The sequence below is a fragment of the Romboutsia hominis genome (assembly GCF_900002575.1).
Classification (GTDB): Bacteria; Bacillota; Clostridia; order Peptostreptococcales; family Peptostreptococcaceae; genus Romboutsia_C; species Romboutsia_C hominis.
In genome coordinates this window covers 1,754,934-1,776,658 of the sequence record NZ_LN650648.1, presented here as the reverse complement: position 1 = coordinate 1,776,658, position 21,725 = coordinate 1,754,934, and the positions used below count along the sequence as shown (strand labels likewise).

Here is a 21,725-nt window from a genome sequence, read left to right as displayed (position 1 = left end):
GCAATTAATTGCTTTTTACCTATTTTTTTACTTTAAAGATTATATATTTATATTTTACTTTACATATTCATCTCCATTTATAACAATCGAGCTAGTATTGCTATTATCGAGTATTGCATCAAAAGGTTGGCTATTTTTGCCGTTTATGTGTATATCACCTTGAACATACACTCTATCTCCATTTTTATGCATAGAATTAGGGGATATATTATACTTGCTGTTTATAGATAATATACTAACTATATCTTTTTCTAGAATTTCAGAATAAGTTTTGAATTCTTTATCAGAAACAGCAATATTAGTTTGTTTATTAATTGATAAAGGTCTTCCAGTTGGACCGATCTTACCTTTTAAAAGAGTTGTATCTATAAAAAATATCAAACTAAAGAATAATACTATAGAAAGTATAATGAAAAATATTTTATTATTCTTGATAAAATTAACACTTTTTTCTTTTTTCTTTTTAAACCTAGGATAAGGAATGACTTTACCATAGACATTAGACTTATTATCAGGCTTTATATTATTGTTTTTATCATTATCTCTTTGCTTAAATGGAATGGTCTTATTAACTGTAGTTTTCACATTCATCCCCCTTTTTTTATATCCCCTCAATATAATAGTAGTACTTGGAGAAGAAATAAACAATAAAATAAAGGCAAGATAATATTACAAACATGAATAGTTTTCCTCAAATTGCAACAATGATAATCCTTAAAATTCAAATATTTTTAAAAAATACATAAAGATTAGACAAAATATAGTATTTAAATAAATTATAAAAACAGAACAAAATATACATAGAAAATAAAAAATAATATTAATATCAAAAATGTATATTTGCTATTGCTAAGAACGGTTGTTTGGTATATAATCTAAAATGTAAGAAAAGTAAAGGAACGATTGTTTTAAAATTAAAATATATAAATAATTTAAAAAATAGTAATATTTAAAAAAGTTTAAAAATATAATGAGATATAAAGATTTTAAAAAGGAGTGTTACTAAGGATGATAACTACTAGAAATATAAAGGAGATAACATTATCTAATTTAAAAAATGGGGAAGTAAGTTTAAGTGAGTTAAATGAATTGTATAATAGAACAGGATTTATATTTATAGGTAGTAAGGGAAGGTTTACAAAAATTCAAAAGGAAATTAAGCATTAAAAAATAACCTAGCTTAGCTGATAACATGTCTAAGCTAGGTTTTAATATTTTATAAATAAGTGTAATTAAGGAGGCTTTGGTATGAAAATGGTAACATATAATATACATAAGGCTAGTGATTTAAATAATAAAAACACTTTAAATAAGATAACTAAATACTTAAAGAGCAAAGAATTTGATGTTATTTGCATACAAGAAGTTTTGTATCCACAGTTTGCGAAGTTAAAACAAAACTTAAATATGGATGGAGTATTTTGTGCAAATATTATAAATCAAAATATGATGTATGGTATATGCACTTTTTCAAAATATGAAATAGACGTACACGAACACGTGTTGCTAACTAGTAAAAAAGAACAAAGAGGATTTTTATATACAAACGTATTTTCTAAAAATGGAAAGTTTAATATTATAAATACCCACTTAGGATTAGATAAAAACGAAAGGTATATTCAGATAAATGAGATATTAAATTACTCAAATAAACTACCGAATAAGATTATAATATGCGGAGATTTAAATGAGAAAAATTTAAGTATAAATACGTATAATGATGTAGCTATTTATACAGGAAATTTCCAAAAAGGAACATTTATAAAAAATGATGCTAGAATAGATTATATATTCTCAGACAAACTAATAACTATAGATGATTATTATATAGATAAGATAGACTATTCAGATCATTATCCAATAATCTGTAAATTCAGATAAAATGTAACAATAAAGTTACACATTTTATTCTAATCTTGTTTGAAAAAATTTAATCAAATATAATTTAATTACAATTTAAAATGAGGTGGAGTAATGAGTAAAGAAAAAAAGTCATCTAGGTCTTATAGACTTAAAGAGAATAAAAGAAAGACATCTATTATATCTAGTATAGGGTTAATATTTATACTTGGAATTATGATTAATTATTTTAATAAAAATTGTATTTATAATGATAAAATAGCAAAAAACATATATATAGAAAATGTAGATGTATCTAATATGACAAAAGAAGAAGCTATTAAAGTTGTAGATGAAAATATATCACCACGTGACATAAATCTTTTGTATGAAGATAAATCATATAAGATATCTCCAAATGATATAGATCTAACTTATGATACAAAAAATGTAATTGATAAAGCTTATAACTATACTAAAACTGATAGTTACATAGAAAACATAAAACGATATTTATCACTTAGAAAGGATAAAAAAGAGTTCAATATAAATTCTAATTACAATGAGGCTAAGCTTAGTGAAAAAATACAAAATATATCAAAAGATATAAATGTTGATATGATTAATGCGAAAGTTTATATATCAAATTATGGAGGAATTAGTACATCACCATCAACAATTGGTAAAGAATTAGACATAGCAAACACTAAAGATGTAATATTAAATAATATAAAGAATAAAAACTATAGTGATATAAATTTAAAGGTAAATATAAAAAAACCTCATGTTAAAACTGAAGATGCTAAAAGTGTAAATACTTTATTAGGAGAATTTACAACTAAGTTTTCTACATCTTTAACTGGGAGAGTACAAAATATAAGAGTAGCGGGAAATAAAAGTAGTGATGTACTTTTAATGCCTGGTGAAGAATACTCATATAATGAATATACAGGGGTGAGAAATAAGGCTAATGGATATAAGGATGCACCTGTTATTATAAATGGAAAGCTAGAAGATGGATTAGGTGGAGGCGTATGTCAAGTTTCTACTACTTTATATAATGCAGTTTTAGAATCTGGGCTTAAGCTAATTTCAATAACTAATCATTCCTTATTATCAACTTATGTTCCAATAGGTAGAGATGCTATGGTAAATGACGGTGGAACTGATTTTAGATTTAAAAATCAATACAACCATCCTGTATATGTGAAAACCGTAGTAGGAAATGGTACTTTAACTTGTAGGATATATGGAAATGATAGTGATAAAAAAATATAGAAATATATGTAGAGGCATTTAAACAAAATGGTTTAGATGCATCAAAAACTTATAGAAAATATAAAGATTCAAATGGAAATGTAATAGATACAGAGTACATTCATAAAAGTGTATATAAAAAACCTAATAAATAAAAAAAGCCTATGTATTTTCATAGGCTTTTTTTTCATAAGTTAATATAAAATATCATATTATAGAAGGAATAGAAGTATATATGGTTGAAAATATTAAAACAGTTAAATTTTAATAGGGGGTAATACTTTGGTAAATATAATTATAAATGATACTAAAGTTAGTGTTAAAAAAGGAACCACAATTTTTAATGCTTGTAAAAGTATAGGAATAGAATTGCCGAACTTTTGCAATGATGAAAGATTAAATCCAAGCGGACTATGTAGAATGTGTGTAGTAGAGATTAAAGGAAGCAAAAATTTAGAAGTAGCTTGTGGAAAAATAGTAAAAGAAGGAATGGAAATATTAACAAATAGCAAGAAAGTACAAAGCGCAAGAAAAGAAATATTAGAACTTATGATATCAGACCATCCATTAGAGTGCACAACATGTGCAAGATCAGGTTCATGTAAATTACAAGACTATTCAAGTATATATCTAAATAATTTCAAACCTAAATATGACAACCAGCCTAAGAAATTGCCTATTGATGACAGTAATCCATTTTTTTATTATGACCCAAATAAATGTATTCTTTGTAAAAAATGCGTAAGAGTATGTGAAGAATTACAAGAAGTGAGTGCTATAAGTTCAGTTGATAGAGGTTATGAAACTGAAATTACTCCATTCTTTAGAGAAAATTTAAATGAATCAAGTTGTGTATCTTGTGGTAATTGTGTATCAATTTGTCCAGTAGGAGCACTAGTTCCTAAAAATGCAGATTTTTACAACACTAAAAAAGTGAAGACTACTTGTTCTTATTGTGGAGTGGGATGTCAATTAGAGTTACAAGTTAAAGATGATAAGGTAGTAGGATCTCAACCAGTATTTGGTGAAGTAAATGATGGACTACTGTGTGTTAAAGGTAAATTTGGATACAAATTTATAAATCATGAAGATAGACTTAAAAATCCACTAATAAAAGTTGGTGAAAAATTTGAAGAAGTTACTTGGGAGAAAGCATATGACTACATATTAGAAAACTTTAATAAAACGAAGAAAGTTTATGGTAGTGATGCTTTTGCAGGGCTATCTTCAGCAAGATGTAGTAATGAAGAAAACTATTTATTCCAAAAAATGATAAGAGGAGTAATGGGAACTAATAATGTAGACCATTGTGCTCGACTCTGACATTCCTCAACAGTTGCAGGTCTTGCAACTACATTAGGTAGTGGTGCTATGACAAATAGCATTGAAGAGGTAAGTAATTTAGAATCTATATTTGTAATAGGCTCTAATACAACAGAAAATCATCCTGTTATAGGAGCGAAAATAAAACAAGCAGTAAGTAAAGGAGCGAAATTAATCGTAGCAGACCCAAGAAAAATAGAGCTAGCTAAAAGAGCTGATGTATTTTTACAGATAAATCCTGGAACAAATGTAGCCTTATTAAACACTATGATGAATGTTATAATATCTGAAAATTTACAAGATGATGAATATATAAAAGAAAGAACTGAAAACTATGAAGCTTTAAAAGAATTAGTTAAAGATTATACACCTGAGGAAGGTGCTAGAATATGTGGAGTAGATAAAGATGATATTATAAAAGCTGCTAGAATATATGCAACTAATGACAGTGCAACATTTTACTCTATGGGTATAACTCAACATTCAACAGGAACCCAAAATGTAATGAGTATATCAAATTTAGCACTTTTATGCGGTAATTTAGGAAAAGAATATACTGGAGTAAATCCACTTAGAGGCCAAAACAATGTGCAAGGTGCATGTGATATGGGAGCTTTACCGAATGTATTTACAGGATATCAAAGTGTATTAAATGAAGATATTGTTAAAAAATTTGAAAATGCATGGGGAGTAAAATTGCCTAATAAGGTAGGTTTAACAGTTCCAGAGATAACTAATGCTATAGGACATGGCGATATAAGGTTTTTATATATAATGGGTGAAAATCCTATGATATCAGACCCAGATATAAATCATATAAAAAAGGCTCTAGAAAAACTAGATTTCTTGGTTGTACAAGATATATTCTTAACTGAAACAGCAGAACTTGCAGATGTAGTTTTACCTGCTGCATCTTTTGCAGAGAAAGATGGAACATTTACAAATACGGATAGAAGAGTTCAAAGAATAAGGGAAGCTATAAAGCCTGTATATAATTCAAAACCTGATTGGGTTATATTGATGGAGATCATGAATAAATTAGGATATGATAAAACCTATGAATCTCCAAAAGAAATAATGAAAGAGATTAGTGAATTAACACCATCATACGCTGGAATAACTTATGAAAGAATAGAAATGAAAGGATTACAGTGGCCATGTACCAACATTAATCATGAGGGAACTAAAATATTACATACAGATAAATTTGCAAAAGGTAAAGCAACATTTGTTCCTTGTGATTATACATTAAGTTTTGAAGGTTTAAGTGAAGAGTATCCATATACATTAGTTAATGGAAGGATATTATATCATTATCATACCAGAACAATGACAGGTAAGGTAGAGGGTCTTAATGAAAAGGCACCACATTCATATATAGAAGTAAATCCAATAACAGCCAATAAGCTAGGATTTAAAGAAAATGAAAAAATAAAGGTATCTTCAAAGCGTGGAGAAATAGAAACTTATGTAAGAATAACTGATATAGTTGATGAAGATGTATTTTTTATGCCTTTCCACTTTGCTGATGGAGCTGCAAATTATCTTACTAATACTACATTAGATAAGGTGAGTAAAGTACCAGATTTAAAGGTATGTGCTATAAAAGTAGAAAAAATAAGAAATAAAGAATTAGCACATGCTTAAAATATAGTAAATAAGGATATAAATTAATTTATATCCTTATTTTTAAAACACTACTTTAATATAAAGGTGATTAATATGGATAATCTAAATACAGCTATAATACTAGCTGGCGGAAAAAGTAGTAGAATGGGGTTTGATAAGCAATTTTTAGTAATCAATGAAAAGAGATTAATATTAGATATTGCTAAAAAGCTTAAAAAACACTTTAAAGAAATAATAATAGTGACTAATAAAAAAGAGTATTATAAAGATTTAGGGTACAAAGTTGTAGAGGATGAAATAAAGGGTATGGGACCACTGGCAGGAATAAGTGTAGGGCTTAAAAATAGTAGTAGTTTATATGCTTATATAATAGCTTGTGATATGCCTGTCTTAGATGATAATTATATAAAATACATTAAAGCAATGGTCAATAAAGACATAAAAGATAAAAAGGAATCTCATATTTATATATCTATATTAAATGATAAAATACAGCTTTTTCATGGTGCTTATAAAAAAAAATTAGGATATGAAATGAAAGATTATATATTAAACTCAAATAGAAAATCTATAATAAGCTTTTTTGAAAGAAATAATAAAAATGTGTATTATGTTAAAGAAGATGAATTTAAAAATAATAAATTTAATGAAAATATGTTTACAAACTTAAATACAAGAGAAGAACTAGATTCTTATAAAAAGGAAATATATAGCTATGGATGTGGTTAAAAAATATAAAATAAAAAGATACATAAATGGGGAATTAATAGAAGTTGATGATGATATAGTGGTAGAGTATTTATTTACTATATATATAAACGAATATGAATATATAACACTAATATGTACTCCAAGTTCATTACTACATTTAGCAGTAGGATTTTTGTATTCAGATGAGATAATAACTTCATATAATGATATTAATAGCATTAATGTATTTGAAAAAGAAGGATATGTAGATATAAAATAGTTAATAAAACAATATAAATAATAAGTTAAATGAAAAAAGAGCTATAACTAGTGGTTGTGGTAAAGGGAGTATATATTATAAGTCTTTAAAAAAGTTAAAAATAAAACTTGATGATACTTTAAATATAGATAAGTTAGATTATAAAAATATAAATAAGCTTATAAATAAATTTAATGAAAAATCAGAAGTATTTAAAAATACTGGTGGGGTACATAGTGTAGCTCTTAGTAATTTTAAAGAGATATTATTTTTTAAAGAAGACATAGGAAGACATAATGCATTAGACAAGGTAATAGGGAAGTGTTTAGTAGATAATATAGATATAAATAATAAATTAATACTTACAAGTGGAAGAATAACATCTGAAATAATATTAAAATGCTTTAATTTAAATTTAAAATATATAGTATCAAGATCAGCTATAACTGATATGGCTATGAAATTATCAAAAGAATTAGGTATTAAAGTAATAGGCTTTGCAAGGGGAGAAAAAATGAATATATATAATGATTAGTAACATTATTATATATGCTTTATTAATACCGTTTTTTGAAAAAATAAGTATATTGATATAATAAAGGTATTAATAAGATTTTAAATTTATTGACTTAAAAAATATATATAAAAATTATAACATTATTATAACTACAGTATATGGTATAAAAATATAAAAGGTAAACTTAAAATATTTGCTGAAAATACTAGAATAAAATTTTCTAGTATTTTTTATATTTTTAAAAAAAAGTTAAAACTTTTTACTAAAACCCAGAGTCTAATAAATGTAATCAGAAATGAAAGTAAGAAGGGAGTAAAAAAGTGGATGAAGTAATACTAGCCGAAAAGGCAATAAAAGGTGATAAAGAAGCTTTTGAGAAATTGATAAATATATACTCAAAAAGACTATACAAGGAAATATATATAAGGTGTAAATATGAGGAAGATGCAAAGGAAATATTTCAAGAAACAGTATATAAAGCATACAAGAATATACAAAAATTAAAAGAGCCTAAGTATTTTAAAACTTGGATAAGTAAAATACTTATAAACACAACAAATGATTATTTAAGAAAAAATGGGATGATAGATTTAGGACATAATGAAAATTCATATACAAAAGAAGTTTTAATAGATGATAAGATTGAAACAAAAATAGATTTATACAATGCTATAGATGAATTAGAAGATAAATATAAAGATGCAATTATACTTAGATATATAGAAGATTTAAAGGTAGAAGAAATATCAAATATACTAGACCGTCTTATTAATACTATAAAAACTCATCTAAGAAAAGCAATAAAAGATATGAAAAGTATATTAAAGGAGGGCTATGGGAATGAGTAAAAAAAATAAAGTTGAAGATAATTTAATTGATATAGATATAGATATAAAAGACATAGATAAAGAAATTAATGATTTTTACATAGATAAAGAAAAAATAGAGTCAATTGAAGTTCCAAGTGACTTAAATATTTTAATAAAAAATGCCATAAATAATGCAGAAAAAGATATTAAGATAGAAAAAAGCAAAAGGAAATTTATGTATATAGCAGCAAGCCTAGGGATTATATTATCTGTTGGTATATATAACCCTGTGCTTGCACACAAGTTACCACCAGTTAAAAATTTCTTCCAAACTATAAATGACACTTTACAAGTAGATGAAATAGCATCTTTTATAGGAGTAGATAAATATATACCAAAAGCTAAGTTAGATGAAAATGGTAGTATAAAGTTTGAAGTAGTAGAAACTACAGAGTACAAGGTAAATAAAACAGATGAAGACTTAAATAAAGAACTTAAAATTTCAGATAAAGAAAAAAATGAAGATATAAAAGAGGAAGATAACGTACAAGTAAATAATTTATATATGCCAAATAGTGAATATCAAAGCATACAGTTTATACATGAAATGGCAAATAGTATTATAAAAGCTATAGATGATAGAAAGTATGGGATGGTAGAGATAACACCTGAAAGTGTAGATATAGCCATAACTTCTTTAGGATATATAAAAGATAATGGTGTTAAGGAATATCTAAATAGACAATTATTAAATTGGAAAAAAGGTGATTTTGATAATGCAGTAGAAGTTCATAACTATGTATGGAATATACTAGGAGGAGAGGTTGGAAAAGCAATAGCTATAAAGCATGATGAGGTAAATAAAATAAAATCTAAATATTTTAAATAGGGGGGATTTTTATGGGGGGATTAAAAAAAATACTTATATTATTAGGGGTAATTATTATGATTACATTATTGTTTGTAGGATGTAGTAATGAAAGTGAAGTAAAACAAATTATAGATAGTTTTACTAAGGATTTAAACGATAGAAAGTTTGATAAATTATATGAAAATATATCTATTAAATCCAAGAAGGTGATATCCTATGAAGAATTTACAAATAGATATGAAAAAATTTATGGCTCAATAAACGCAAGAGATATAAATATAAAAATAAAAGAGATTGATAAAGATTTAAAAATATTAGCATCTATGAGTATAAACACTATCGTAGGCAAATTAGATTATGATAATTTTAATATAAATTTAGTTAAGGAAGATGATAGATACAAAATACTATGGGATGAAAGTTTAATACTACCTAATATGAAAAAAGGAGATTTAGTAAGAGTAGAAACCAAAAAGGCTACTAGGGGAAAAATATTAGATAGAAACGACGAAGAACTAGCAATTGACTCTAATGTAAGTTCAGTTTATATACATCCAGAAGTATTTAATAAAAACAAAATAGAAAATATAGACAAGGTAGCAACAATACTAGATATAAGCAAAGAATATATAGAAGATACAATAAAAGATAAGCCAAGTAGCCAGTTAGTACATTTATTAAATGTATCACCGTACGAAAATGATAGAATAAATAATTTGAAATTAATAGAAGGCATTAGTATAAAAGAAGAAGTGTCTAGAGTATATAAAAATAGTGAAGCTTTGGGAAATTTAATTGGATATATAGGAAATATAACAAAAGAAGAATTAGAAAAAAGTAAAGGATATTCACAGACTAGTAAGATTGGAAAAGCAGGATTAGAACAAATATATGAAGATAGACTAAGAGCAATTGATGGAGTAGAGGCTTATCTAAAAAGAGGAAATGAGAAAATAGAAATAGGCAAAGTAAATCAAAGAAATTGAGAAGATATAAAGTTATCTATAGACTCTAAACTTCAAGATAGTATATACAATGAATTAAAAGGAGATAAAGGAGCTTCTATAGCAATTAATCCTCTAAATGGAGAAGTATTAGCTATGGTAAGTTCTCCATCTTATAATTCTAATACACTGGTTACATACAAGACTAAAGAAATAGCTAATAAGTGGGAAAATCAAAATAATATACAGTTTGAAAATCGAGCTAATGATTCATACTCTCCAGGGTCAACTATAAAACTAATTACATCTAGTATTGGATTAGAAAGTGGAGTTATAAATCCTAACGAATACATGGATATAAAGGGGGAGAGTTGGCAAAAGGATAGTAGTTGGGGGAATTATAGCGTAACAAGAGTAAAAGATACAAAAAGACCTGTTAATCTATACGATGCAGTAAAATATTCTGATAATATATACTTTGCAGATAAGGCTATAAAATTAGGAGAAGAAGATTATATAAAAGGTCTTAAAAAATTTGGAATAGGAGAAAAAATTACTTTTGAATATCCTATGCAAAACTCTCAAATATCTAATAATGGGAAATTAGACAATGAAATTCTTTTAGGAGATACAGGATATGGTCAAGGGGAAATTTTAATGACACCACTAGATGTTGTACTTTCTTATAGTGCTTTAGTTAATGATGGAAATATAATGATACCAAGACTTGTTATAAGTGAAAACAAAGAAAGTAAAGTATATAAAAATGCTATAGATAAGAAATATATAGAAGAATTAAAAAAATGCTTTAAAGGTGCTATAAACGATGAAGATTCAACTGGATATCTTGCTAAAATAGAAGGTAAAAATATAATGGGGAAAACTGGAACTGCTGAAATTAAAAATAGTAAAGATGATAATAGCGGTATTAATAATGGATGGTTTGTTGCAGTAAATGAAGATGACCCCAAAATAGCTATATCTATGATAGTAGAGAATATAAATAAATCTACTAGTGAATATGTAGTACCTAAGGTTAAGAATATACTAAATTATTACTTAAACTAAAAGTATATATAAAATTAATTAGTTTTTTATATTAATAATTTAAACTAGATTAAGGAAAGATATTAATAATCAAAATATAAAATATTAATATGAGGGATTAGCTAATGATAAATATAATAAAAAGAGATGGAACAAAAGAGAGCTTTGATAAAAGTAAGATATATAATGCTATTTATAAATCAACTATAAATAGCAAGTTTGATGAAGATAAAGAGTTAGCTATAGATATAGCTAACAAGATAGAAAAAAGTTTAATTAATACAAATAAACCTATAAACGTAGAAGAAATACAAGATATGGTAGAGTTATATCTTATGGAATCAAATAGAAAAGATGTAGCTAAAAAGTACATATTATATAGAGAAAAAAGAGCAAATATAAGATATTCTAAGTGGAAAATGGAAGAGCTTCAAAAGTCTATATGGTCAAACAAATATCAATATAATAATGAAAGCTTTGATGAGTGGCTAGTAAGAGTATCTGGAGGAAATAAAAAAATAGAAAAGCTTATAAGAGAAAAGAAGTTTTTATTTGCAGGAAGAATACTTGCAAATAGAGGTCTTAATAAGCATGGTATAAAAGTAACCTACTCTAATTGCTATGTATTATCTAGACCAAAAGACAATATAGAGTCTATATTCGATACTGCAAAATATTTAGCTAGAACATTTAGTTATGGAGGAGGCGTAGGAATTGATATATCAAATTTAAGACCAAGAGGATCAAGGGTATATAATGCAGCAAAGACTACTACAGGGGCTGTATCATTTATGGATCTTTACTCTATGACAACAGGTCTTATAGGCCAAAGGGGAAGAAGAGGAGCACTTATGATATCAATGGATGTTAATCATCCTGATATAGAAGAGTTTATAGATATAAAAACAAATTTAGAAAAAATTACTAAAGCAAATATATCGGTTAGAATAAATGATGAGTTTATGAGAGCTGTAGAAAATAAAGAAAAGTTTATTTGTAAATTTTTAGTAAAGGAAACTGATGAAGTTATAAATAAAGAAGTAGATGCATATAGTTTATTTATGAAACTCATACAAAATAATTGGGATTATGCAGAGCCAGGTATCTTATTTTGGGATAATATTAATAAAAATCACTTACTAAGTGAAGATAAAAATTTTAGATATGAAGGTGTAAATCCCTGTGCAGAAGAGCCATTACCAGCTGGAGGAAGCTGTTTACTAGGTTCTATAAATTTAGCTGAGTTTGTAGTTGAGCCATTTACAAAAAAAGCAGTTTTTGATTTTAATAAATTTAAGTCAACTGTACGTGATTGTGTTGTAGGATTAAATGAAGTGTTAGAAGAAGGTCTTAATCTTCATCCTCTAGATATACAAAAAGAGAGTGTAAAAAATTATAGACAAATAGGTTTAGGTGTTATGGGAATAGCGGATATGCTTATAAAGTTAAATTTAGTATATGGAAGTGAAAATTCTATAAACTTATGTGAAAAGTTATCAAAGATTATGTTAAATGAGGCCTTAAAGCAATCAGCAATTCTTTCAAGGGATTATGGAAGTTATGAAAAATATGATGAAGAAGTAGTTTTTAGTTCTAATTTCTTCAAAGAAAATGTTGATGATGATGTTAAGAATTTAATTAGGAAATATGGGCTTAGAAACTCTCAATTATTGACAATACCACCTACAGGCTCTATATCAACTATGCTTGGTATAAGTGGTGGTATAGAGCCAATATTTAACTTATCATACATAAGAAAAACAGAAAGCTTGCATGATGAGGATGTATATTACAAGGTATATACTCCTATAGTAAAAGAGTATATGGATGAATATAATATAGTAAATGAAAAAGATTTACCAAATATATTTGTAACCGCTATGAAGTTAAATCCAGAGGATAGAATAAAAATGCAAAACGCATGGCAAAAACATATAGATGCATCTATATCATCTACAATAAATCTATTTCATGAAGCTACTGTAGATGATGTGTACAATATTTATATGAGTGCTTGGAAAAATAATTTGAAAGGGATAACTATATACAGAGATGGTTGTAAGAGAAGTGGGATATTGGTTAATGAAAAGCCAAAAGATGATAAAAAAGAAAATTTATATGCAGATACAATAGAAAATGAAAAATTTATATGTCCAGAGTGTAAAAGTGAATCTATAATACCATCAGGTGGATGCGGGGTATGTTTGCAATGTGGGTATAGTAAGTGTAACTAATAAAAAGAAATTTTAGCAAATATATATAATTATAAAATAAATAACGAGGAGATATAGGGGGAGATTCCATGTTAAAATTTATTAAAGAAATAGTAGATGGGTTTATGCGTGGGCAAATGTTGGGATATAGCAGATGAAATATAAAAAAAGAGCTATCTTTATATAAAGATAGCTCTTTTTTTGTTGTATATTTATGTATTTCTGGTTAACTATTTTAAAGAGATGAAAGTATATATTTTACACTTTGAGACTTTAACATATCTCTTAACTTTTCTCTATGGCTTAGAAATTTAGAGTACAAGTCTTCTGAAGGTTTAGGATCACCATATACTCTCCAATATTTAGTGTTATGAAACTTATAACTACCATAACCCATAAATCCTACTACATCTTTAAGTGGATATCCTAAAAATATACCTATTTCATCTGGGAAATCATCTCCCTCTAATTTGTTTATCAAGTGATTAAGGTATAAATCTGTATCTAAATTAGATGGATAACCTAAATATTTTAAAAAGTTATGGATTTTTTTATTATTTAATTGAGTAGATAAGGAGTCTTTATTTATAAATAATAGTTTAAGTCCCTTTTCTTTTTTATCTATTATTATATAATTAATTTTTTTACATAATTTAAAGTGATTTTTTATATCGTTTATTTTATTATCTTTATTTTTATCAAAACTAGGTATACTAAGTATTTCACAAGGCTTAGAACCCATAAGTACAGGACCTAGTATTTCTAATAACCATTTTATATATGATGAATTTATATTAGTTTTACATGAATAACAGTTCAAAACTATCAACTCCTAATGAAAATTATTATCAATTAATTATATTATAGAATAAATGATAATCAATTTCAATGATAAATTTTATTAATTAATAATTTTTAGTATTGAAAATATCACGTTTAGTATTAGGTATAAACATTTTATTATCGTTATATAACTTAAATTAAATGCAAATTTTATTACAATATTCTTATTAAAAGTTTGTTCAAAAATTATAAAAATAATACAGAAATATAGATTAATTTTTATGGCAATTATGGTAAAATAAGAAATTTAAAATGTTAAATTTTTTATAATAATATTTAAGATTTAGTAAATAATAGTAGAGTAAATAATTACATAAAGAAAAATTGGAGGTAAAATATGAAACTAAAAAAACTTATGACAATAGGACTTTCATTAATGTTATCACTTGGAGTAGTAGCATGTAATAACAATGGAAAAAATGCAAACGAAAATACAAAAGGTACAAAAGTAGAGACTCCAACAGGAGATAATACTTCTGTAAGAGATAATGATTATGTAACTCAGTACTCAAGATTTTATGGAGATTATATGAATGATTTAAATAATTATAAAGTTTACTTATCTCCACAAAGTGTATCTAAGTACTATGAAACAAATGAGTACCCAGGAAATGAAAAATATTTATCTAATGTAAAAGAAGCATATAAAGATGCAAGAGATAAAACTCAAGCTTTTGTAAATAATTTAAAAAATGATGTAAAAATAGATGATAAAGAATTAGATAAAATGAATAAAGATCTTATAAGAGAAGGCGAAAAAACTATAGCTAATATAGATACAAAATTAAAAAATTTAGATAAAATATCAAAAGAAGATTTAAGTAAGTCAAAAGAAGACTTTATGAGAGTTGTAGATGAAGCAACAAAAACAGATAAAGGTGAAAAAAACCAATTTGAAAAATTATTAGAAGATATGAATAGATCATTAGGAATAGATACTAGTAAATATAACAATACTAATAATAACAACAATAATAATAACAATAACAATATTAATAAAAATGATAATGTTAAAAAGTAATTTTAATAAAAACATCTATAAATCTTTATAGATGTTTTTTTATTAATACATATAAATTTATATAATTAATTTTTCGGATAGAGTAAAAGAGTACTTCTTAGAAGTACTCTTTTTTATAAAAATCAGTATACAAAATATAGATTTAAGAGAAACTAAATCAGAAATACATTTGATAAGGAGTTTTTCATATGGTTTTTTATATATCCGTAGCAATAATTGGGTTATTTGTATTGTGGGGACTTATATCTCCAAATTCTTTAGCAAGTACAGCTACACTTGCGTTAGCTTTTACAACAGATAAATTTGGATGGATGTTTCTTATAATTACATTTTTAGTATTAGTATTTATGATTGCATTAGCTTTTAGTAAATACGGTAGACTAAGACTTGGGCATGAGGATGATAGACCTGAATTTAGCAATATAACTTGGTTTGGAATGCTATTTAGCGCAGGAATGGGTATAGGTCTTGTGTTTTGGGGAGTAGCAGAACCTTTAGATCATTATATTTATCCTTTATCAGGAATACCAAAACTTACACCTGAAGCTGCTAATGCTGCTATAACTTTTTCATTTTTTCATTGGGGACTTCATGCATGGGCTATATACTCTTTAGTAGGACTTACTATAGCTTATTTTAGATTTAGAAAGGACAAAAAGTTACTTATAAGTCAGACTCTATCTCCAATTATAGGAGGTGATTTGAATTCTCCACAATCTAAGTTTATAGATATTCTTGCAATAATAGCAACGGCATTTGGAGTTGCTACATCTTTAGGTCTTGGAGCCATGCAAATAAACGGAGGACTTAACAATTTATTTGGAATAAATATAAATATATTTAATCAGATAATAATAATAATAATATCTACTATATTATTTTTAATATCTTCAACAACTGGACTTGAAAAAGGAATTAAAATACTTAGTAATATAAATGTAGGTATAGCTGTATTACTTTTAATATTTGTATTTATACTAGGACCAACAGCAAATATACTTGAGGTATTTACTAATAATTTAGGAAATTATCTTCAAAATATTATATCTATGAGTTTGAGATTAACACCATTTGAAGAATCAAATTGGATAGCCAATTGGACATTATTTTACTGGGCATGGTGGATAGCTTGGTCACCTTTTGTTGGTGTATTTATAGCAAGGGTATCTAAAGGAAGAACCATAAGAGAATTTATAATAGGAGTATTATTAGTACCATCTTTATTTAGTTGTATATGGTTTGCTGTATTTGGAGGAACTGCATTAAGCTTAGAGATAAATACCAATCTAGCACTACTTGAAGCATTAAAAGCAGATATGAGTTCAACTTTATTTGTAATGTTAGAGAGTTTGCCATTTGGATATATTATAAGCATAATAGCAACGATACTTATACTTACTTTTTTCGTATCATCGGCAGATTCAGCAACTTTTGTATTAGGTATGTTTAGTGCTAAAGGTTCTATGGAACCAACTAATAAGGTAAAATTAGTCTGGGGAATACTTCAGGCATTAGTTGCAGTAGCACTACTTCTTAGTGGAGGACTTCAAGGACTTCAAACAATGTCAATAGTTACGGCACTTCCATTTAGTATAATATTAGTACTTATGATGCTATCTTTTATAATGGAACTTAGGAAAGAAAAAATATATAAAATACCAAAGCACCCAAAAAAGCACTAGTATTAAAATATACAAATAAGAAAAAATATAAACGATATTACTTTTAAGGAGTGACATTATGAATAATAACAAAAAATGTGAAGGAAATAACCAATGGTCAGGTTCTAATGAATGTGTAACTAATAAAGCTAATAGAAATAAAAAAGACGCTACTAATAATGAGTGGACGTCAACTTTAAAAAATGTTTCTGATAGTAGTAAAATATATAATGATAAAAAATAGCAAAAAGTACCTAGATTAATCTAGGTACTTTTTTATTTAATCTTTATACAATCTTAATGTATATAGAATTATATTAACATTCATTTTATATAAAAAATAATAGAATAATCATATACAAAAATTAGGAGGAGAAAAAATGAGTAGCATTGTAATTCAAGTAATATTTTTTATAGCAATAGTTTTATTGCTAGCAAAACCTTTGGGAATTTATATATCTAAGGTATTTAAAGGTAAAAGAGTATTTCTAAGTAAAGTAATAAAACCTATAGAAAAATGGATATATAAAGTTCTTAAAATAAATGAAAATGAAGAAATGTCAGGTAAAGAATATATTTTAAGTTTAATGGCATTTAGTGTCATTAGTTTATTATTTGTTATGTTTTTACAAATGATTCAGTATATATTACCACTAAATCCTGAAAAATTAAGTAATGTAAATTGGGATTTAGCTTTTAATACAGCAGCAAGCTTTATAACTAATACAAATTGGCAAGCATATAGTGGAGAGACTACATTAAGCTATATGTCTCAAATGTTAGGTCTAACAGTTCAAAACTTTGTATCAGCAGCAGTTGGGATAAGTGTACTTATGGTTTTAATAAGAGGATTTAAGAGAACTAAATGTTCTAAACTAGGAAACTTCTGGGTAGATTTAATAAAATCGACTTTATATGTGCTGATACCTTTATCTATGGTACTTGCAATATTCTTAACAACTCAAGGAGTAGTGCAAAACTTTAAACCTTATCAAGAAGTAAGCTTAGTAGAAGAAATAGTTTTAGATGATAAAAGTACAGTAGATACTCAGATTATTCCAGGAGGTCCTGCAGCAAGCCAAATAGCAATAAAACAATTAGGAACAAATGGAGGAGGATTCTTTGGAACGAATTCAGCACATCCACTTGAAAACCCAACATTATTATCAAATATAGCTCAAGTAGTATCAATTATATTAATACCAGCAGCATTATGCTTTACATTTGGTGACATGGTAAAAGATAAAAAACAAGGAACCACACTTTTATCTGCAATGATAGTAATATTTGTAATAGCTATGGCAACAACTATGTATTATGAATACAAGTCAACTCCAGAATTAGTAAATAATCCATATATATACAGTGAGATAGATGATAATCAGTCTGGAGGAAATATGGAAGGAAAAGAGGTTAGATTCGGAGTTACGAATTCTGCTATATGGGGGGTAACAACAACATCAGCATCTAATGGTTCTGTAAATTCTATGCATGACTCTTTCACACCAATAGGAGGAATGATTTTAACACTACTTATGCAACTAGGTGAAGTAGTATTTGGAGGAGTTGGTTGTGGGCTATATGGCATGTTAGCGTTTGTAATATTAACAGTATTTATATCAGGTCTTATGGTAGGTAGAACTCCTGAGTATCTAGGAAAGAAAATAGAACCTTTTGAAATGAAGATGGCATCTATTTTAATAATAACTACTCCAGTCTTGGTTTTAGTTGGAACTGCTATGGTTTGTATGTTACCAAATGCAAGTGATTTATTAAATAATAGTGGAGCTCATGGATTTTCAGAAATATTATATGCATTAAGCTCTACAGGAAACAATAATGGTAGTGCATTCGCAGGATTTGGTGCAAATAATATATTCGTAAATTTATTAACAGGTATAGTAATGTTACTTGCTCGCTTTATACCTATAATATTAATAATAAATATAGCAGAGTCTTTAGCTAGCAAAAAAATAGTTCCACAAAGTTCGGGTACATTAGCCACTAACAATACACTATTCGTATTTTTATTGGTAGGAGTAGTACTTATGATAGGTGCATTAAGTTTCTTACCATCTTTAGCACTTGGACCAATAGCAGAACACTTGAGCATGATATTTTAATATAAGGAGATAAGATTATGGGTGATTTAAATAAGACTTTCATAAATAAAGATATTTTAAAAGGGGCTACTAAAGATTCTATAAAAAAATTAGATTTCAAGAATCAACTAAAAAATCCGGTAATGTTTATAGTTTATGTAGGTTCCATAATAACTAGTATTATAAGTGTTTTATCTATTTTTAACATAACAAATGACAATACACCATTTACTATAACAATTAGTATATTTTTATGGTCAACAGTGTTATTTGCAAATTTTGCAGAAGCAATAGCAGAAGGTAGAGGAAAAGCACAAGCAAGTAGCTTAAGAGCTGCTAAAAAGGACGTTTTAGCTAAAAAGCTCAAAGAGTGTAATATAGATAGTGAATTTGAAATGATTCCATCTAATTTACTAAAAAAAGGAGATATAGTTTTAGTAGAAGCAAATAACCAAATACCAGCAGATGGAGATGTTATAGAAGGAGTGGCATCTGTTGATGAAAGTGCTATAACAGGTGAGAGTGCACCAGTTATAAGAGAATCTGGTGGAGATAGATGCGCAGTAACCGGTGGAACAACGGTGGTATCAGACTACTTAATAGTAAAAGTTACATCAAATGCAGGTGAAAGTTTCTTAGATAAAATGATTGCTATGGTTGAAGGGGCACAAAGAAAAAAAACTCCAAATGAAATAGCTCTTCAAACTTTACTAATAGCGTTAACAGCAATATTTTTAGTAGTTACAATTACACTATATCCATTTAGTAGATTTGCTGTAAATCAAAATGGAGTAGGAAGTGTAGTTTCTATAACATCTTTAGTAGCCTTATTAGTTTGTCTAGCACCTACTACAATAGGAGCACTACTTTCCTCAATCGGTATTGCAGGAATGAGTAGATTAAATAATAAAAATGTATTAGCAACATCAGGAAGAGCTATAGAGGCAGCAGGTGATGTAGACATTTTACTTCTAGATAAAACAGGTACTATAACTTATGGAAATAGACAGGCAAGTGAATTTATACCTCTTAAAAATGTAGATATGGAGGAGTTTGTTTATTATACTGAATTAAGTTCTACACTAGATGAAACTCCAGAAGGAAGAAGTATAGTAATACTTGCAAAAAAGAAGAAGGCAATAAATGGAAACTACTTAGATGTTAAAAATCCTGAATTTGTTCCATTTTCTGCAAAAACTAGAATGAGTGGTACTAATATAGGTCAAGACAAGATAAGAAAAGGGGCAGCAAGTGCTATTAAAGAATTTGTAGAAAATATGGGAGGTAATTATCCAAAGGAATGTGATGAGATAGTAGAGTCAATATCTAAAAAGGGAGGAACTCCTTTAGTAGTTTGTAAAAATGAAAAAGTATTAGGCGTAATATATCTAAAAGATATACTAAAAAAAGGTGTATCTGAAAAATTTAACGATTTAAGAAAAATGGGAATAAAGACTATTATGATAACGGGTGATAATCCATTAACAGCAGCAGCTATTGCAGCAGAAGCTGGAGTAGATGATTTTTTAGCAGAAGCAACTCCTAAAGCTAAGCTTGATTTAATACATGAATATCAAAGAAAAGGGCATTTAGTAGCAATGACAGGAGATGGAAGTAATGATGCTCCGGCACTTGCACAAGCAGATGTTGCAGTTGCAATGAATACAGGAACTCAAGCTGCTAAAGAGGCTGGTAATATGGTAGACTTAGACTCAAGTCCAACAAAGTTAATAGAGATTGTAAAAATAGGTAAACAGCTATTAATGACTAGAGGAGCTCTTACAACTTTTAGTATAGCAAATGACATAGCAAAATATTTTGCTATAATACCACCCCTATTTATAGGTATATATCCTCAACTTGATAAATTGAATATAATGAATCTATCTAGCCCAGAAAGTGCAATAATGAGTGCTGTTATATACAATGCACTTGTAATTATAGCGTTAGTTCCTCTTGCTTTAAAGGGAGTTAAATACATAGAGCTTCCTGCTAGTAAGTTATTATCAAAAAACTTAATGATATATGGTGTCGGAGGCATTATCACACCATTTATATTTATAAAATTAATAGATATGCTTATAAGCATGATTATGTTTATATAGTTAAATAAGGAGAGTTTAATATGGAATATATAAAAAAAGCATCTTTAATATTTATAATAATGACAGTAATAACAGGAATTTTGTATCCAGTTACAGTAACAGCTTTTGCACAAATATTTGTACCGTACAAGGCAAATGGTAGTATAATAAAAGAAGATGGTAAAAGCATAGGTTCAGAAATATTAGGACAAAACTTTACTAGCCCAGATTACTTTTGGTCAAGACCATCAGCAACTTCAGACTATCCATATAATGGATTAAGTTCTGCTGGAAGTAATATGTCCCCAACAGGAGAAGATTTTGAAAAAGTAATAGATGAAAGAGTAAAATTATATAAAAAGTATGAAGAAAATAGTGATAAGAAAATACCTGTTGATTTAGTTACAGCATCAGGAAGTGGATTAGACCCACATATATCATTAAAAGGAGCAATATATCAAGTAGATCGTGTAGCAAAATATAGTAAAGTTTCGAAAGAAAAATTATTAGAATTAATAGATAACAATACAGAAAAGAAATTTATGGGTATATTTGGAGAAGATAAAGTTAATGTATTAAATCTTAACTTAGATTTAGAAAAAATCAAATAGTTAAT

20 protein-coding genes are annotated in these 21,725 nt (G+C 26.9%); 18 read left to right on the top strand and 2 right to left on the bottom strand.

Annotation, left to right across the window (positions count from 1 at the left end):
• Positions 1–54: 54 nt before the first annotated feature.
• Positions 55–585 (bottom strand): hypothetical protein, encoded by a 531-nt coding sequence (locus FRIFI_RS08560; RefSeq protein ID WP_166505620.1) that lies wholly within the window; start codon positions 583–585, stop codon positions 55–57.
• Positions 586–1,008: 423 nt separating this feature from the next.
• On the opposite strand from FRIFI_RS08560, the gene FRIFI_RS08555 reads away from it, so the two are divergent.
• The 12 genes from FRIFI_RS08555 to FRIFI_RS08505 all read left to right on the top strand — a co-directional run bounded on the left by FRIFI_RS08555 (position 1,009) and on the right by FRIFI_RS08505 (position 13,419).
• On the top strand, positions 1,009–1,167 hold the full coding sequence (locus tag FRIFI_RS08555) for a hypothetical protein (protein ID WP_092925248.1): 159 nt from the start codon (positions 1,009–1,011) through the stop codon (positions 1,165–1,167).
• Between the two features lie 81 nt (positions 1,168–1,248).
• Complete coding sequence (locus tag FRIFI_RS08550) at positions 1,249–1,881, top strand: endonuclease/exonuclease/phosphatase family protein (RefSeq protein ID WP_166505619.1); 633 nt, start codon at positions 1,249–1,251, stop codon at positions 1,879–1,881.
• Positions 1,882–1,974: 93 nt separating this feature from the next.
• Positions 1,975–3,117 (top strand): VanW family protein, encoded by a 1,143-nt coding sequence (locus tag FRIFI_RS08545; protein WP_242977240.1) that lies wholly within the window; start codon positions 1,975–1,977, stop codon positions 3,115–3,117.
• A 261-nt stretch (positions 3,118–3,378) separates the two neighbouring features.
• Complete coding sequence (gene fdhF, locus FRIFI_RS08540; RefSeq protein WP_166505618.1) at positions 3,379–6,066, top strand: formate dehydrogenase subunit alpha; 2,688 nt, start codon at positions 3,379–3,381, stop codon at positions 6,064–6,066.
• Between the two features lie 75 nt (positions 6,067–6,141).
• Positions 6,142–6,777 (top strand): molybdenum cofactor guanylyltransferase, encoded by a 636-nt coding sequence (locus tag FRIFI_RS08535; protein WP_166505617.1) that lies wholly within the window; start codon positions 6,142–6,144, stop codon positions 6,775–6,777.
• Positions 6,764–7,018, top strand: a complete 255-nt coding sequence (locus FRIFI_RS15275; protein ID WP_202819459.1) for a formate dehydrogenase accessory sulfurtransferase FdhD — start codon at positions 6,764–6,766, stop codon at positions 7,016–7,018. The genes FRIFI_RS08535 and FRIFI_RS15275 overlap by 14 nt, the downstream gene beginning before the upstream one ends.
• A 13-nt stretch (positions 7,019–7,031) precedes the next feature.
• Positions 7,032–7,532 (top strand): formate dehydrogenase accessory sulfurtransferase FdhD, encoded by a 501-nt coding sequence (locus FRIFI_RS15555; RefSeq protein ID WP_202819477.1) that lies wholly within the window; start codon positions 7,032–7,034, stop codon positions 7,530–7,532.
• Between the two features lie 302 nt (positions 7,533–7,834).
• Positions 7,835–8,362, top strand: a complete 528-nt coding sequence (locus FRIFI_RS08525) for a sigma-70 family RNA polymerase sigma factor (protein WP_166505616.1) — start codon at positions 7,835–7,837, stop codon at positions 8,360–8,362.
• On the top strand, positions 8,355–9,212 hold the full coding sequence (locus FRIFI_RS08520) for a DUF6241 domain-containing protein (protein ID WP_166505615.1): 858 nt from the start codon (positions 8,355–8,357) through the stop codon (positions 9,210–9,212). Before FRIFI_RS08525 ends, FRIFI_RS08520 begins: the two co-directional genes overlap by 8 nt.
• An 11-nt stretch (positions 9,213–9,223) precedes the next feature.
• Positions 9,224–10,180: an NTF2-like N-terminal transpeptidase domain-containing protein gene (locus FRIFI_RS08515; protein ID WP_166505614.1), complete on the top strand. Its 957-nt coding sequence runs from the start codon at positions 9,224–9,226 to the stop codon at positions 10,178–10,180.
• Between the two features lie 6 nt (positions 10,181–10,186).
• Complete coding sequence (locus FRIFI_RS08510; protein WP_330405622.1) at positions 10,187–11,206, top strand: penicillin-binding transpeptidase domain-containing protein; 1,020 nt, start codon at positions 10,187–10,189, stop codon at positions 11,204–11,206.
• 104 nt (positions 11,207–11,310) lie between these two features.
• Complete coding sequence (locus tag FRIFI_RS08505; protein ID WP_166505613.1) at positions 11,311–13,419, top strand: adenosylcobalamin-dependent ribonucleoside-diphosphate reductase; 2,109 nt, start codon at positions 11,311–11,313, stop codon at positions 13,417–13,419.
• A 214-nt stretch (positions 13,420–13,633) separates the two neighbouring features.
• On the opposite strand, the gene FRIFI_RS08500 is transcribed toward FRIFI_RS08505, so the two are convergent.
• Positions 13,634–14,218 (bottom strand): DUF3793 family protein, encoded by a 585-nt coding sequence (locus FRIFI_RS08500; RefSeq protein WP_240275750.1) that lies wholly within the window; start codon positions 14,216–14,218, stop codon positions 13,634–13,636.
• A gap of 360 nt (positions 14,219–14,578) precedes the next feature.
• On the opposite strand from FRIFI_RS08500, the gene FRIFI_RS08495 reads away from it, so the two are divergent.
• The 6 genes from FRIFI_RS08495 to kdpC all read left to right on the top strand — a co-directional run bounded on the left by FRIFI_RS08495 (position 14,579) and on the right by kdpC (position 21,720).
• Positions 14,579–15,262 (top strand): hypothetical protein, encoded by a 684-nt coding sequence (locus FRIFI_RS08495; RefSeq protein ID WP_166505612.1) that lies wholly within the window; start codon positions 14,579–14,581, stop codon positions 15,260–15,262.
• Positions 15,263–15,450: 188 nt separating this feature from the next.
• Positions 15,451–16,944 (top strand): glycine betaine uptake BCCT transporter, encoded by a 1,494-nt coding sequence (locus FRIFI_RS08490; RefSeq protein ID WP_166505611.1) that lies wholly within the window; start codon positions 15,451–15,453, stop codon positions 16,942–16,944.
• A 58-nt stretch (positions 16,945–17,002) separates the two neighbouring features.
• Positions 17,003–17,167 carry a hypothetical protein gene (locus FRIFI_RS08485; RefSeq protein ID WP_166505610.1) on the top strand — a complete coding sequence of 55 codons (165 nt, stop codon included), beginning with the start codon at positions 17,003–17,005 and terminating at the stop codon, positions 17,165–17,167.
• Positions 17,168–17,303: 136 nt separating this feature from the next.
• Positions 17,304–19,046: a potassium-transporting ATPase subunit KdpA gene (gene kdpA / locus FRIFI_RS08480; RefSeq protein ID WP_166505609.1), complete on the top strand. Its 1,743-nt coding sequence runs from the start codon at positions 17,304–17,306 to the stop codon at positions 19,044–19,046.
• A gap of 17 nt (positions 19,047–19,063) precedes the next feature.
• Positions 19,064–21,130, top strand: coding sequence for a potassium-transporting ATPase subunit KdpB (kdpB, locus tag FRIFI_RS08475; protein WP_166505608.1), 2,067 nt, complete (start codon positions 19,064–19,066; stop codon positions 21,128–21,130).
• Between the two features lie 20 nt (positions 21,131–21,150).
• Positions 21,151–21,720: a potassium-transporting ATPase subunit KdpC gene (gene kdpC, locus FRIFI_RS08470; protein WP_092925276.1), complete on the top strand. Its 570-nt coding sequence runs from the start codon at positions 21,151–21,153 to the stop codon at positions 21,718–21,720.
• The last annotated feature ends 5 nt before the right edge of the window (positions 21,721–21,725 follow it).

What these genes read in the sequence shown, in the direction of transcription:
- FRIFI_RS08515 (WP_166505614.1), top strand. Translation starts at nt 9,224, where the DNA reads ATGGGGGGATTAAAAAAAATACTTATATTATTAGGGGTAATTATTATG.
- FRIFI_RS08550 (WP_166505619.1), top strand. Translation starts at nt 1,249, where the DNA reads ATGAAAATGGTAACATATAATATACATAAGGCTAGTGATTTAAATAAT.
- FRIFI_RS08520 (WP_166505615.1), top strand. Translation starts at nt 8,355, where the DNA reads ATGAGTAAAAAAAATAAAGTTGAAGATAATTTAATTGATATAGATATA.
- FRIFI_RS08495 (WP_166505612.1), top strand. Translation starts at nt 14,579, where the DNA reads ATGAAACTAAAAAAACTTATGACAATAGGACTTTCATTAATGTTATCA.
- FRIFI_RS15275 (WP_202819459.1), top strand. Translation starts at nt 6,764, where the DNA reads ATGGATGTGGTTAAAAAATATAAAATAAAAAGATACATAAATGGGGAA.
- kdpC (WP_092925276.1), top strand. Translation starts at nt 21,151, where the DNA reads ATGGAATATATAAAAAAAGCATCTTTAATATTTATAATAATGACAGTA.
- FRIFI_RS08535 (WP_166505617.1), top strand. Translation starts at nt 6,142, where the DNA reads ATGGATAATCTAAATACAGCTATAATACTAGCTGGCGGAAAAAGTAGT.
- FRIFI_RS08490 (WP_166505611.1), top strand. Translation starts at nt 15,451, where the DNA reads ATGGTTTTTTATATATCCGTAGCAATAATTGGGTTATTTGTATTGTGG.
- FRIFI_RS08505 (WP_166505613.1), top strand. Translation starts at nt 11,311, where the DNA reads ATGATAAATATAATAAAAAGAGATGGAACAAAAGAGAGCTTTGATAAA.
- FRIFI_RS08545 (WP_242977240.1), top strand. Translation starts at nt 1,975, where the DNA reads ATGAGTAAAGAAAAAAAGTCATCTAGGTCTTATAGACTTAAAGAGAAT.
- FRIFI_RS08555 (WP_092925248.1), top strand. Translation starts at nt 1,009, where the DNA reads ATGATAACTACTAGAAATATAAAGGAGATAACATTATCTAATTTAAAA.
- FRIFI_RS08485 (WP_166505610.1), top strand. Translation starts at nt 17,003, where the DNA reads ATGAATAATAACAAAAAATGTGAAGGAAATAACCAATGGTCAGGTTCT.
- kdpA (WP_166505609.1), top strand. Translation starts at nt 17,304, where the DNA reads ATGAGTAGCATTGTAATTCAAGTAATATTTTTTATAGCAATAGTTTTA.
- kdpB (WP_166505608.1), top strand. Translation starts at nt 19,064, where the DNA reads ATGGGTGATTTAAATAAGACTTTCATAAATAAAGATATTTTAAAAGGG.